At 63.7% G+C, this 12113-nt stretch carries 14 protein-coding genes and 2 tRNA genes; 9 read left to right on the top strand and 7 right to left on the bottom strand.

The features are described 5' to 3' along the window. Nucleotides 1-47 precede the first annotated feature (47 nt). The 3 genes from EOD15_RS17355 (at nucleotide 48) to EOD15_RS17345 (ending at nucleotide 2940) form a co-directional block, all read left to right on the top strand. Entirely contained in the window at nucleotides 48-1034 is a 987-nt protein-coding gene (locus EOD15_RS17355; RefSeq protein ID WP_245463696.1) for an ABC transporter substrate-binding protein, read from the top strand. Between the two features lie 159 nt (nucleotides 1035-1193). Next, nucleotides 1194-2048: an ABC transporter ATP-binding protein gene (locus EOD15_RS17350; RefSeq protein ID WP_050596595.1), complete on the top strand. Its 855-nt coding sequence runs from the start codon at nucleotides 1194-1196 to the stop codon at nucleotides 2046-2048. Between the two features lie 13 nt (nucleotides 2049-2061). Beyond that, nucleotides 2062-2940 (top strand): ABC transporter permease, encoded by an 879-nt coding sequence (locus tag EOD15_RS17345; RefSeq protein WP_127322876.1) that lies wholly within the window; start codon nucleotides 2062-2064, stop codon nucleotides 2938-2940. Between the two features lie 4 nt (nucleotides 2941-2944). On the opposite strand, the gene EOD15_RS17340 is transcribed toward EOD15_RS17345, so the two are convergent. Together EOD15_RS17340 and EOD15_RS17335 are read right to left on the bottom strand one after the other, a co-directional pair. Continuing rightward, nucleotides 2945-4297, bottom strand: coding sequence for a sensor histidine kinase (locus tag EOD15_RS17340; protein WP_127408668.1), 1353 nt, complete (start codon nucleotides 4295-4297; stop codon nucleotides 2945-2947). After that, a complete protein-coding gene (locus EOD15_RS17335; RefSeq protein WP_127322836.1) occupies nucleotides 4287-4955 on the bottom strand; it encodes a response regulator in 669 nt (222 codons plus the stop codon). The genes EOD15_RS17340 and EOD15_RS17335 overlap by 11 nt, the downstream gene beginning before the upstream one ends. Before the next feature lie 471 nt (nucleotides 4956-5426). Between EOD15_RS17335 and EOD15_RS17330 the strand changes: the two genes are divergently transcribed. Then, entirely contained in the window at nucleotides 5427-5654 is a 228-nt protein-coding gene (locus EOD15_RS17330; RefSeq protein WP_127270735.1) for a DUF680 domain-containing protein, read from the top strand. Nucleotides 5655-5822: 168 nt separating this feature from the next. Here EOD15_RS17330 and EOD15_RS17325 read toward each other — a convergent pair whose 3' ends face one another. Genes EOD15_RS17325 through purM form a run of 3 tightly spaced genes read right to left on the bottom strand, consistent with a single transcriptional unit; the run spans nucleotide 5823 to nucleotide 8137 of the window. After that, on the bottom strand, nucleotides 5823-6332 hold the full coding sequence (locus tag EOD15_RS17325; protein WP_127408667.1) for a histidine phosphatase family protein: 510 nt from the start codon (nucleotides 6330-6332) through the stop codon (nucleotides 5823-5825). A gap of 15 nt (nucleotides 6333-6347) precedes the next feature. Then, nucleotides 6348-7061 carry a phosphoribosylglycinamide formyltransferase gene (purN, locus tag EOD15_RS17320; protein WP_127270790.1) on the bottom strand — a complete coding sequence of 238 codons (714 nt, stop codon included), beginning with the start codon at nucleotides 7059-7061 and terminating at the stop codon, nucleotides 6348-6350. After that, complete coding sequence (gene purM, locus EOD15_RS17315) at nucleotides 7058-8137, bottom strand: phosphoribosylformylglycinamidine cyclo-ligase (protein WP_027037916.1); 1080 nt, start codon at nucleotides 8135-8137, stop codon at nucleotides 7058-7060. Before purM ends, purN begins: the two co-directional genes overlap by 4 nt. Nucleotides 8138-8376: 239 nt before the next feature. On the opposite strand from purM, the gene EOD15_RS17310 reads away from it, so the two are divergent. From EOD15_RS17310 to hdaA, 3 genes are read left to right on the top strand one after another with little or no spacing between them, the layout of a single operon-like run. Then, a complete protein-coding gene (locus EOD15_RS17310) occupies nucleotides 8377-8934 on the top strand; it encodes a CDP-alcohol phosphatidyltransferase family protein (RefSeq protein ID WP_127322162.1) in 558 nt (185 codons plus the stop codon). Continuing rightward, nucleotides 8906-10108 carry an AI-2E family transporter gene (locus tag EOD15_RS17305; protein WP_127408666.1) on the top strand — a complete coding sequence of 401 codons (1203 nt, stop codon included), beginning with the start codon at nucleotides 8906-8908 and terminating at the stop codon, nucleotides 10106-10108. The genes EOD15_RS17310 and EOD15_RS17305 overlap by 29 nt, the downstream gene beginning before the upstream one ends. 1 nt (nucleotide 10109) lies before the next feature. After that, entirely contained in the window at nucleotides 10110-10814 is a 705-nt protein-coding gene (gene hdaA / locus EOD15_RS17300) for a DnaA regulatory inactivator HdaA (RefSeq protein WP_127408665.1), read from the top strand. A gap of 14 nt (nucleotides 10815-10828) precedes the next feature. On the opposite strand, the gene EOD15_RS17295 is transcribed toward hdaA, so the two are convergent. Together EOD15_RS17295 and EOD15_RS17290 are read right to left on the bottom strand one after the other, a co-directional pair. Then, nucleotides 10829-11110, bottom strand: coding sequence for a hypothetical protein (locus tag EOD15_RS17295; protein ID WP_127322160.1), 282 nt, complete (start codon nucleotides 11108-11110; stop codon nucleotides 10829-10831). Nucleotides 11111-11203: 93 nt separating this feature from the next. Next, nucleotides 11204-11280 (bottom strand) — tRNA-Pro (locus EOD15_RS17290). Between the two features lie 140 nt (nucleotides 11281-11420). Here EOD15_RS17290 and EOD15_RS17285 point away from each other — a divergent pair. Together EOD15_RS17285 and EOD15_RS17280 are read left to right on the top strand one after the other, a co-directional pair. Continuing rightward, complete coding sequence (locus EOD15_RS17285; RefSeq protein WP_127322159.1) at nucleotides 11421-11726, top strand: ETC complex I subunit; 306 nt, start codon at nucleotides 11421-11423, stop codon at nucleotides 11724-11726. Between the two features lie 47 nt (nucleotides 11727-11773). Next, nucleotides 11774-11850: transfer RNA gene (locus tag EOD15_RS17280), tRNA-Arg, on the top strand. The last annotated feature ends 263 nt before the right edge of the window (nucleotides 11851-12113 follow it).

The raw sequence follows: 12113 nt of genomic DNA, 5'->3' as shown, positions 1-12113 counted from the left end.
CCCCAGGTGGAGGAAGTTTCGTGACAGGTATCATCTCGAAGTGTGCCTTGCGTTCAGCGGCGCTGGCGTTGGCCATCGCCTTAACGGGTGCCACGGCGGCATCGGCGGCCGACAAGATCACCATCATCGTCGGCGGTATGGAAAAGCAGATCTATCTGCCGGCCGTGCTCACCCAGCAGCTCGGCTACTTCAAGGATCAGGGGCTCGATGTCGAACTGGTCAACTCGCGCGCCGGCGTCGAGGCCGAGAATGAATTGCTGGCCGGCGCCGTGCAGGGCGTCGTCGGCTTCTACGACCACACCATCGACCTCCAGTCGAAGGGCAAATACATCCAGTCGATCGTCCAGTTCAGCCAGGCGCCTGGCGAGGTCGAGCTGGTCTCCGCCAGGCACCCCGAGATCAAGTCGCCAGCCGACTTTAAGGGGGCCACGCTTGGCGTCACCGGCCTCGGCTCGTCGACCGATTTCCTCAGCCAGTATCTGGCCGTGCGCAATGGCCTGAAGCCCGGCGACTATACGCTGCTGCCGGTCGGCGCCGGCAACACCTTCATCGCCGCCGTCAAGCAGGATCAGATCCAGGCGGGCATGACCACCGAGCCGACCATTGCCCAATTGCTCAAGACCGGCGAGGCCAATGTCCTGGTCGATATGCGCACCCCGGAAAAGACCAAGGAAGCGCTGGGCGGCCCCTATCCGGCGGCGTCCTTCTACGTCCAGTCCGCTTGGCTCGAAGACCACAAGGATGAGGCACAGAAGCTCGCCAATGCCTTCGTCATGACGATGAAGTTCATCGCCACCCATTCGGCCGAGGAGATCGCCGACAAGATGCCGAAGGACTATTACGCCGGCAACAGGGATCTCTACGTGCAGGGGCTGGCCAGCGGCAAGGCGATGTTCACGCCGGACGGCCGCATGCCGGCCGACGGCCCGCCGACCGTGCTCAAGGTCCTCTCGACATTCTCCAAGAGCCTGCAGGGTAAGCAGATCGACTTGTCGAAGACCTACACAACGGCATTCGTCGACGCCGCCAAATAGCCTCGTCCCCAACGGTGCGGGCTTCCCGTCTTCGTCCATCGAAGAACAATAGCTTGCGCCGTTAGCCTAAAAAAACCGGCAGCGGCACAGCCCTTGCCGGACCATCTGGAGACCCGCGGCCGCGCTGTGGCTCCTTCCCCATTGCGACAGGAGAGTGCCATGCAACTGCAACCCATGGCGGCCGAGAGACTGTCTCAGGCCGCGCCGCCAGCCGATGCCGCGATCGCCATCGACGATGTGACACTGCGCTTCGTCACACCGGACGGCCACATGATGACGGCGATCCGCGATTTCACCATGACCGTGGCGCGCGGCGAATTCGCCTGCGTCGTCGGGCCGACCGGCTGCGGCAAGTCGACGACGCTCAACCTCGTCACCGGCCTGTTGCGGCCGACGACAGGCAATGTCCGGGTCATGGGCAATCCCGTCAACGACATCAGCCGCGACATCGGCTTCGTCTTCCAGGCCGATGCGCTGTTTCCGTGGCGCAGCGTCATCGACAATGTCGCCGCCGGTCCGCTCTATCGCGGCACGCCCAAGGCGCAGGCCTATGAGCGGGCGCGTGACTGGATCGGCCGTGTCGGCCTTGGGCGCTTCGAAAAGCACTATCCGCACCAGCTATCCGGCGGCATGCGCAAGCGCGTCGCACTCGCCCAGACCTTCATCAACCAGCCCAAGATCCTGCTGATGGACGAGCCCTTCAGTGCGCTCGACATGCAGACGCGCACCGCCATGCAGGACGAACTGCTGGGCCTGTGGTCGGAGCAGAAGTCTTCCGTCGTGTTCGTCACCCACGACCTGGAGGAGGCGGTGGCACTGGCCGACAAGGTTTATGTGCTGACGGCGGGACCGGGGACGGTCAAGAGCGTCTACCGCATCGACCTGCCGCGTCCGCGCGTCATGGCCGACATTCGCTACGACCCGAAATTCGTCGAGATCGCCAAGGTGATCTGGAACGACCTGCGCGAGGAAGTGCAGCTCGGCCAGAGCCGCACCTTGCAAACCGGCCATTGAGAGGGACACAGCCATGACCGCCATCTCTTCAACCGCCGATCATGCAGCAGTCCGAGACGCCTCCATCGCGGTCGCCGAAGGCCGGGCGAGGGCGCGGCTGCGCCGCCGCCATGCGCTGGTCATCGGCCTGCGCCTGGCTATCCTCGTCGTCTTCCTCGGCCTGTGGGAACTCGGCGCCGACTACAACATCATCGATCCGTTCTTCTTCGCCAGCCCGTCCGGCATCCGGGACCAGATCCGGGTGTGGGTCACCGAAGGCACGTCGCAAGGTCCGCTCTGGCTGCAGATCTATGTGACGCTCGAGGAAACATTCCTCGGCTTCGTCATCGGCGCGGTCGGCGGCATCGCCGCAGGCATCATCCTTGGCCGCAACCGGCTGCTGGCGGACGTCTTTTCCATCTACATCAAGATCGCCAATTCGGTGCCGCGAGTCGTGCTGGGTTCGGTGTTCATCATCGCGCTCGGCCTCGGCATGGCGTCCAAGGTGGCGCTCGCCGTGGTGATGGTGTTCTTCGTCGTCTTCGCCAATGCCTTTCAGGGTGTACGCGAAGCCGACCGGGCGATGATCGCCAACGCCCAGATCCTCGGCGCCTCGCCATTCCAGATCACACGCACCGTCATTATCCCGTCGGCGATGAGCTGGATCCTGGCCAGCCTGCATGTCAGCTTCGGTTTTGCCCTGGTCGGCGCGGTGGTCGGCGAATTCCTCGGCGCCAAGCAAGGCATGGGCCTGCTGATCTCTACAGCGCAGGGCGCCTTCAATGCCAATGGCGTCTTTGCCGCCATGATCATCCTGGCGGTGATGGCGCTGGTGGTGGAGTTCATCATCACCCGCTTCGAGAACTATGTCGTCAAGTGGCGGCCGGCTCCGTTCAACGAACAGGGGACCTGATTGATCAGGCCAAAGGCAACTTGACCTCGACCACCAGACCGCCGGTCGCGCCATCTCCAAGGGTGACGCGGCCGCCGGCATTTTCGACAACCTCGCGCACGATGGCGAGGCCGAGCCCGCTGCCTTCCTCGGTCGAGCCGACGATGCGGTAGAAGCGTTCGAATACGTGGTCGCGTTCGTCCGCCGGAATGCCGGGCCCGTCATCGTCGACTGTCAGCACGGCTTCGCCGTCGGTGGCCGCCAACTTCACCGTGACGCTGCCGCCGGCCCGGGTGTAGCGCAGTGCGTTATCGACAAGATTGACGATCATCTCGCGCAGCATGGTGCCGTCGCCGATAACCGGCACAGGTCCGGCCTCCTCGAGGCCGAGATCGATGTTGCGACCGATTGCTATTGGCGCATGCGTTTCCAGAACGTGCCGAGCGGCTTCGGTCAGGTCGACGTGGTCGGCGCGCGGCCGCCGACTGCCCGGTTCGGCGCGTGACAGGGTGAGCAACTGTTCGGCCAATCGCGCCAGCTTGCCGGAGCTTGTCTGCAGCGCGACCAGCGCTTCCTGGCGTGCGTCGGGGACAGTTTCGCGAAGCGCGTAGCTCGCCTGCGTCGACAGCAGCGCCAGCGGTGTGCGCAACTGGTGCGCCGCATTGGCGATGAATCGGCGCTGTGCCGCCATCTGCGCCCGCACGCGCTCCATATAGGCGTTGAGCGCATCGATCAGCGGCCGGATCTCGCTTTGCGCACCTGGCACTTCAATGGGATCGAGGTCGCTGCGGCGTGGCGAGCGCACCGCGTCGCGCAGCCTTATCAGCGGCGCCAGGCCGCGACGCAGGCCGAGCAGCACGAAGATGCCGGCAATGGCCACCAGGGCCAGTTGCTGGGCGAAGGCGCTGAGCCACAGCCGTTTCACCATCGCATCATGCCCAGCCATCGTGACGCCCACGGTGACCGTTATAGGTGAATCGGGACCGGCGCCGACCACCGCATGACTGAACGTCAGCAGCCGCAGCGCTTGGTCACGATAGACCGCTTCCACGCTCGGCTGCCTCGTATCCTCGGGCAGGTCGGGGTAGCCGGTCAGCAAACGCCCGCCAGCCGTCTCGACATGATAATAGACGCTGTCGCGATCACCGGTGTCGAACATCTCGATTGCCGCCGGCGGCACCGTGGCATCGAGAACGCCATCCACTATGGCGACCTGTTCGGCAATCGCGCGTGCCGAACCGAGCAGCATTCGGTCCGTGACCAGATCGGCGGTCGCCAGCGCGCTGCGGTGACTGGTCCATAGGTTGATGGTGGCGAGCCCCGCAAGCGGCAGCACCACCCAGGCCAGCAACTGCAAACGGAGGCTGCTAATCCTCATGGCGCAGCAGGTAGCCAAGACCACGCAAGGTGGCGATCTGAACCCGAGACCCTTCGAGCTTCTTGCGTACACGGTGCACATAGATCTCGATGGTGCTGGGGTCGGCGTCGGTCTCGAAGTCGTATATCGCCGCCGACAGCGCCGCCTTGCTCACTGTACGTCCCGCCTTGACCATCAATTGTTCCAGTACCGCGTGTTCGCGCGGCGTCAGCCCCAGCGTTTCGCCGGCGAGCGAAAACAATCGCGTGTTGGTGTCGAAGACAAGATCGCCGCAAGCAACGACGGGCGCGGTGCGGTCATTGGCGCGGCGCAGCTGCACGCGGATGCGCGCCTCCAGTTCCTCGATCTGGAATGGTTTCGCCAGATAGTCGTCGGCGCCCTCATTGAGGCCCTTGACTCGACCGTCGAGGCTGGCATTGGCGGTCAATACAATCACCGGCACCGCATTGCCGCGCGCCCTCAGCATGCGCAGCACTTCCAGGCCGCCCATGCGAGGCAATGCCAGGTCAAGGATGATAAGCGCGTGGTCACCGGCGGCCAGCGCGTGCTCGACATCCTCGCCGTCATGGACGACGTCGACGACATAGTTCGCCTGACGCAGGGTCTTGCCCAGCCAGTCGGCCAGTTCGCGATTGTCTTCGACGAGCAGCAGCCGCATATCTATCGCTGTCCTGGGAAGCTGCCACCGCGTTTCGGAGGATGCGGCTGGCAGCGTACAAATGCATACTCAGGAACAATCGATAGTATCGATCCAGCCGCAAGGCAAATAGCAGACGGCCTGCTGCCGCCGCGTTTGAGCAGCCTGAATTCGCCTACCATGGATAAAACCGAACCGTTCGGTTCGATTATCATTGACGGACCGTCCATGTTGGGTGAACGTCGGCTCATCGAATGATAGCGTCATGCGCTGGGCGATTTCTCATAATTATTTGATTCTAATGAATAAAAAACTCACCGCCGAGGGCCTGTGCCAAATTTCAAGGCCCGGATTCAAGCTGCGGAGGAACATCTTCGTGATTGGAATCCGCGGCAGGGCAAACCCATCTCGGGGTGGTCCGAGCAACGCGAAATTCCTCCCAAGGGCACGCCACTAGACGGACAGAACAAAAGAAATACCGGAGTAACTAAAATGACCAAGATCGCTCTTACCGCCGCCGCCATCCTCGTTGCCACGGGCACTGCTTTTGCCGGCAGCGACAATTATGGCTCTTACAATGCCAACCAGCCGGTTGCGAACCAGTCCGTGTCCAACATCGACACCACGCACACCGGCTCGATCCCGAAGTCCGTAAAGACGCAGGGTGATGCCAATGCCAAGGTGCCGGCTCAGTCGGGCCAGGGCATCTGGGGTCGTTGATTTTCTGAAGTCTGCGACCACAAAGAGCGGTGGGCTTTGCCCGCCGCTCTTGTTTTTTATGGAACCAGCAACAATCGGGGCATCGTTTGAGCAGCCGATTTGGCGCAGTCGGCATGAACCGTTGGTTCGAAGTCTGCCGGGTGGCAGCTTGCCCGCCGCGCCCGAATTCTAGCCCAAATCCTTCGGGTGCACACAATGCGTCAGCGGGGCGCTCGACAGGCCGGACCAGTCACCTTCGAAAGCGAAGCGTGCCAGGGCTGCCGTCGGGAATTTTTCTTCAAGTCTCGCGAGCGCCTTGGCCTCCGACCCCGGCCCGGCAAGCTGTCTGGCCAACTGTTCCAAGCCCGGATTGTGGCCAATTACCAGCAAGCTGCCGCTTGAAGCGTCGGTCTGACCAATCTGGCTCAGAATATCCGCCGCTGAAGCATCGTAAAGCGCCTCGACGAATGCGATCCGGGGCTGGACGGGCCACTCGGCCGCCACCAGCCGCCAGGTGTCGCGGGTGCGCAGCGCCGGCGACACCAGCGCCAGGTCCGGCAGCCAGCCGCGCGCCGCAAGCTCGCGCCCGATCGAGCGCGCCGCCTTCACTCCGCGTTCGGCCAAAGGCCGATCGAAATCATCAAGGCCAGGGTCGTCCCAGCTGGATTTGGCGTGACGAAGCAGGAGAAGCTGTTTCATCGTCACGCTCTCGCCTCACGGCGTGATGCGCGCCAGATGCTCGAGGTCGGTTTCCTCGCGCAGCGGGTCGGGGGCCATCACCACCGAAGTGCCGTTGTCGGCATCGTCGGCAAAGTGGGCAAGCACGGTGCGGCCGGCCTCCATGCGCGCCTTGCCTTCGGCGACCAGTCCCAATGCCAGCGGATAGAGCCGGTGCTCGGCCTTCAGCACGCGGGCTGCCAAAGTATCGGCGGTGTCGCCGACCATCACCGGCACGGCCGCCTGTGCGATGATCGGACCGTCATCCATCTCGGAGGTGACGAAGTGCACGGTGCAGCCATGGATGCGGATGCCGGCGGCCAGTGCGCGCACATGGGTGTCGAGCCCCTTGAACGCCGGCAGCAGGGCAGGGTGGATGTTGATCATGCGGCCCTGCCATCTCTGGACGAAGCCGGGGGTGAGGATGCGCATATAGCCGGCCAGCGCCACGATCTCGGCGTTGAAGGCCGCGAGCGCCGCGTCTATTGCCGCGTCATGCGCCTGCTTGCTGCCATGGTCGGCACGCGAGACGATCTGCGTGGCGATGCCGCGCGCTCTGGCGATGCCGAGCCCGGCGGCGTCCGCCTTGTCGGAAATGACACCGACGATCTCGGCCGGGAACGCCGGGTCGCTGGCCGCAGCAATCAGCGCGGTCATGTTGGAGCCGCGCCCCGAGATCAGGACGACGGTGCGTTTCCTCTGCGCGTTCATAGGCCGATCGAGCCCCGATAGATGACGCCGGCGTCGCGGCGCGGCACGATGCGGCCGATCGGCGTCACCGTCTCGCCGGCCTCCTGCAGCACGGCGGCGACCTGTGCTGCCTGACCTGATGCGACTGCCAGAATCATGCCGATGCCGCAATTGAAGGTGCGCATCATCTCTTCCGGCGCCACGCCGCCGGTCTTGGCCAGCCACGAAAACACGGCAGGAACGTCGATCGCTTCGAGGTCGAGTTCGGCCGAAAAATCCTTGGGCAGCACGCGCGGGATGTTTTCCGGGAAGCCGCCGCCGGTGATGTGGGCGAGCGCCTTGATACCATGCGTGTTGCGGATCGCCTTGAGAATCGACTTGACGTAGATGCGGGTCGGCTCGAGCAGCGCCTCGGCCAGAGTGGCCTCGTCGTTGAACGGCGCCGGATCGCTCCACGACAGACCGCTGACGGCGACGATGCGGCGCACCAGCGAATATCCGTTCGAGTGCAAGCCAGAGGAAGCCAGGCCCAGCAGCACGTCGCCTTCGACAATATCGTCGGTGGGCAGCAATTGGCCGCGTTCGGCGGCGCCCACCGCAAAGCCAGCGAGGTCGTAATCATTGCCGTGATACATGCCGGGCATCTCGGCCGTCTCGCCGCCGATCAGCGCGCAGCCGGCCTGGCGGCAGCCCTCGGCAATGCCGCCGACGATTGCGGCACCCTGGTCGGGATCGAGCTTGCCGGTGGCGAAATAGTCGAGGAAGAACAGCGGTTCGGCACCTTGCACGACGATGTCGTTGACGCACATGGCGACGAGGTCGATGCCAATCGTGTCGTGCTTGCCGGCATCGATGGCGATCTTGAGCTTGGTGCCGACGCCGTCATTGGCCGCCACCAGCACCGGGTCGGTAAAGCCGGCCGCCTTGAGGTCGAACAGGCCGCCGAAACCGCCGATCTCGCCGTCGGCGCCCGGGCGGCGCGTCGCGCGCACCAGCGGCTTGATCTTCTCGACCATGAGATTGCCCGCGTCGATATCGACACCGGCCTCGGCATAGGTGAGCCCGTTCTTGCGCTTGTTCACGTCGCGCTTGCTCATTTCGGGTGCCCGTTCAACAATTTTCCTTGTCGCGGGCTCTTCGCATGAACGGTTTCTGTCCGCAAGGATAACGGCCATTTCGGCCCATAAAACCGTGGACAGGGCGCGCGTATAGGCGCTCGTGATTGACGAAAGCCAAGCTGAAAGCCGCTCTCCCGTGCGGGAGATCGGCAGCTTCTCTCTTGTTGCCACCCGCTATCTTCATCATTTATCTCCGACCAAGAGGAGGTGCCAAGCATTTGACCATCCCCAACCTGATCACCATCCTGCGCCTTATCCTGGTGCCGGCGGTGGTGCTGGCGATGCTGCAGGCGCGCTGGGACTGGGCTTTTGCCGGGTTCCTCGTCGCCGGCATTTCCGACGGCGTCGACGGGTTCATCGCCCGCCGTTTCAACCAGCAGTCCACGCTCGGCGCGTATCTCGACCCGGTGGCCGACAAGCTGCTGCTGGTTTCGGTGTTCGTGGTCATGAGCTTCATCGGGCAATTGCCGCTGTGGCTTGTCGTCATCATGGTCTCGCGCGACGCGTTGATCGTCTGCGCGGTGGTGTTGTCCGCCGTCATGACCCATCCGGTCGAGATGAAACCGTTGTTCGTGTCGAAGGCCAACACCGCGATCCAGATCGTGCTGGCCGCGCTTGTGCTGGGAGAACTTGCCATTGACGTTCACCTCGACCCGCTGAGGTCAGCCCTCATATTGCTGTCCGGGGTCTTGACCGTGGCTTCGGCCGCAGCCTATCTCGTGACTTGGCTGAGGCACATGAGCGGCTATGGCGAAGGCTCCACTCCGGACATCTGAGACAGAAGCGGCAGCGATCGAGGCCGCGGCCGCCGACATCGCCGCGTCCGCGACCTTTCGCCGGCAGATCTTCTTCTGGCTGGCCGGCGCCGCGCTGCTGGCGCTTTTCCTCTATGTTTTCAGCGCCATCCTGCTGCCCTTCGTCGCCGGCATGGTGCTGGCCTATTTCCTCGATCCCGTTGCCGACCGGCTGCAGCGGCTCGGCCTGTCGCGTTTCATGGCGACGGTGGTCATCCTCATCACCTTCCTCATCGTGCTGGTGCTGGCCTTTGTCATCCTCATTCCGGTTCTGGCCACGCAGATGGCCGATTTCGCCGGCAAATTGCCGGAATATCTGACCCGGCTGCAAAGCCTGATCACCTCGTTCGATCCGAAATGGCTGGAACAGAAGTTCGGCGTCAACGCCAATAGCTTGCGCGACGGGCTGAATTCGCTGCTGACCTCGGGCTTCGGCCTGATCACCACCGTGTTCACCTCGCTGTGGAGCTCCGGCATGGCGCTGGTCTCGGTGGTCAGCCTGTTCGTGGTGACGCCGGTGGTCGCCTTCTACATGCTGCTCGACTGGGACCGCATGGTGGCGGTCATCGACGGTTGGGTGCCGCGCGACAACGTCCAGACCGTGCGCGCCATCGCGCGTGACATCAACACCGCCACGGCTGGCTTCGTGCGCGGCCAGGGCACGCTGTGCCTGGTGCTGGGCGCCATGTATGCCACCGGGCTGACGCTGACCGGACTGAATTTCGGCATCCTCATCGGCCTGTTCGCCGGGCTGATTTCCTTCATTCCTTATGTCGGCTCGCTGACCGGGCTGGTGCTGGCCATCGGCGTCGCCTTCGTCCAGTTCTGGCCGGACTGGACGATGATCGTCGCCGTCGCGGTCGTGTTCTTCGTCGGTCAGTTCATCGAGGGCAACATCCTGCAGCCGCGGCTGGTCGGCAAGAGCGTCGGCCTGCACCCGGTATGGCTGATGTTTTCGCTTTTTGCCTTCGGTGCGCTGTTCGGCTTCGTCGGCTTGTTGATCGCGGTGCCAGCTTCTGCCGCCGTCGCCGTGCTGGTGCGGTTCGCCATTGCCCGCTATCTCGAATCGCCGCTCTACAAGGGCCGCGGCGCGGCACCTGTGCCGCAGCTCCCGGCCGATCGCGGCGGCGGCCACCGCACGCAACCGCGTCGCTGAAGTGACTGCCCAGCCACCCGACCCGCCACGCCAGTTGCCGCTCGATCTCGGCCATGGCACCGGCTATTCGCGCGACGAACTCGTCGTCTCCGGCACCAACAACCAGGCCGTGGCGCTGGTCGACCGCTGGCCGGACTGGCCATCGCCGGTGGTGGTGCTGGCCGGTCCCGCGGGTTCGGGCAAGACGCATCTGGCCTCGATCTGGCGCGCGCGCGCCAATGCGGTGGCGGTCGACGCCAGGCGCATCGGCGACAGCATTGCCAATCTCGGCGCGCGGCCGACACTGATCGACGATGTCGATACCGGCGCGGTCGATGAACAGGGCCTGTTCCATCTGATCAATGCGGTGCGTGGTGCCGGGTCGACGCTGCTCCTGACGGCGCGCCGCTTCCCGTCCGCCTGGGGCGTCACGCTGCCTGATCTCGCCTCACGGCTGAAAGCGGCCGCGACAGTGGAAATTCATGAGCCCGACGATCTCCTGCTCGCCGGCGTCATCACGAAACTCTTCGCCGACCGTCAGATCGAGGTCGAACCGCATGTCGTGCAGTATCTGGTCCGCCGTATCGAGCGCTCGCTGGCGACAGCGATGCGCGTGGTGGAGCGGCTCGACCGGACCGCGCTCGAACGCAAGACGCCGATCACCAGGGCGCTGGCAGCCGAAACCGTCAACGCCATGGATGAAGGGCAGGGCGAATTCGAGATTTAGCTGAGAGGTCAGTCTCAGAGCCACATTTTGGCGAAATGACGGACGGCGAGGTAGACGGCCGAGTGAGCGGCGATATAGCCGGCGGCGACCAGCACAAACATTCCGATACTGACACGCCAGGAGCGGGAGACGACGGCGCCTGGGGCCTGCCTCGCCTGTCTGCGGCTTTCACGGTTGTTCCACATCGCCAGCGCGGCGCAGGCAATTGCCCACGTCACCATGAACGGAACGGTGATGCCGGCATAGGCAAAGTAGGCCGGTCCGAAAAGCGACACCCAGGCATCGATTCCAAGCATCTGAACCCCTGTTTGCCGAACCGGCCACGGATGCACGACCGGAGCCGGAGCAAGTGACCATATGGCTGCGCCGGGCATTGGGCTGTGAGGGGATGGTCGGAGTGGAGAGATTCGAACTCCCGACCCTCTGGTCCCAAACCAGATGCGCTACCAGGCTGCGCTACACTCCGAACGGTCTGTTGCCTATTCATTTCGGTGGTGCATGGCAAGTGCAAAAACCTGCGAGAGCAAAAACCTTGCCGCCGTGCGCATTGCGCAGTAATGACGGGCGAAGGGTGGCGATGCTGCCTTGCACAAGAACGAGGTGGCCATGTCCGCGCGCATTTTCAGCCCAGCCAAAACCGCGATGCAGTCCGGCAAGGCCAAAACCGGCCACTGGGTGCTGGAATTCGATCCCGAGACGCGCAAGAAGATCGATCCGCTGATGGGCTATACGACGTCGGCAGACATGAGAAGCCAGATCATGCTTAGCTTCGACACGCGCGAAGAGGCGGTAGCCTACGCCGAAAAGCAAGGGCTCGCTTTCCGCGTCGAAGAGCCGAAAGAGACCAAGCGCCGCCAGATTTCCTATGCGGAGAATTTCCGCTATGACCGCAGGACGCCCTGGACGCATTGAACGGCGGCCAATGCCAGAATATCCAGCCGGCCCAAAGGCCGGCCAGCGGTCCCGTAGCTCAGCTGGATAGAGCACCGGCCTTCTAAGCCGATGGTCACAGGTTCGAATCCTGTCGGGATCGCCAAAGCCTTTCGGTCCGTTCCGGACACATAGGTTACGGTTTATACCGGAGACATGGGCTTTCGGAGAGCGGCATCGGGCCTCGTGCGCTCAAACCGCCGCCGCCAGAAGCAGCGTTACCCCCAAAACCGTCGACGCATAGATCGTCGCTAGAAGCACGATCGGCCGAGGATACTCGGCGGGTGTCGCGAGGCCGGCAAAGTCGGGATTTCGGGTTTCGGTGCCGGGCCACGGGACGTCGTCGTCGTCGGCGGCGTTGTCATTGCA

This window comes from Mesorhizobium sp. M7A.T.Ca.US.000.02.2.1, from assembly GCF_003996995.1.
In the GTDB taxonomy this organism is placed as follows: Bacteria; Pseudomonadota; Alphaproteobacteria; order Rhizobiales; family Rhizobiaceae; genus Mesorhizobium.
Note: the sequence above shows the minus strand (reverse complement) of the source record. Positions and strands in the feature narration are given on the sequence as shown.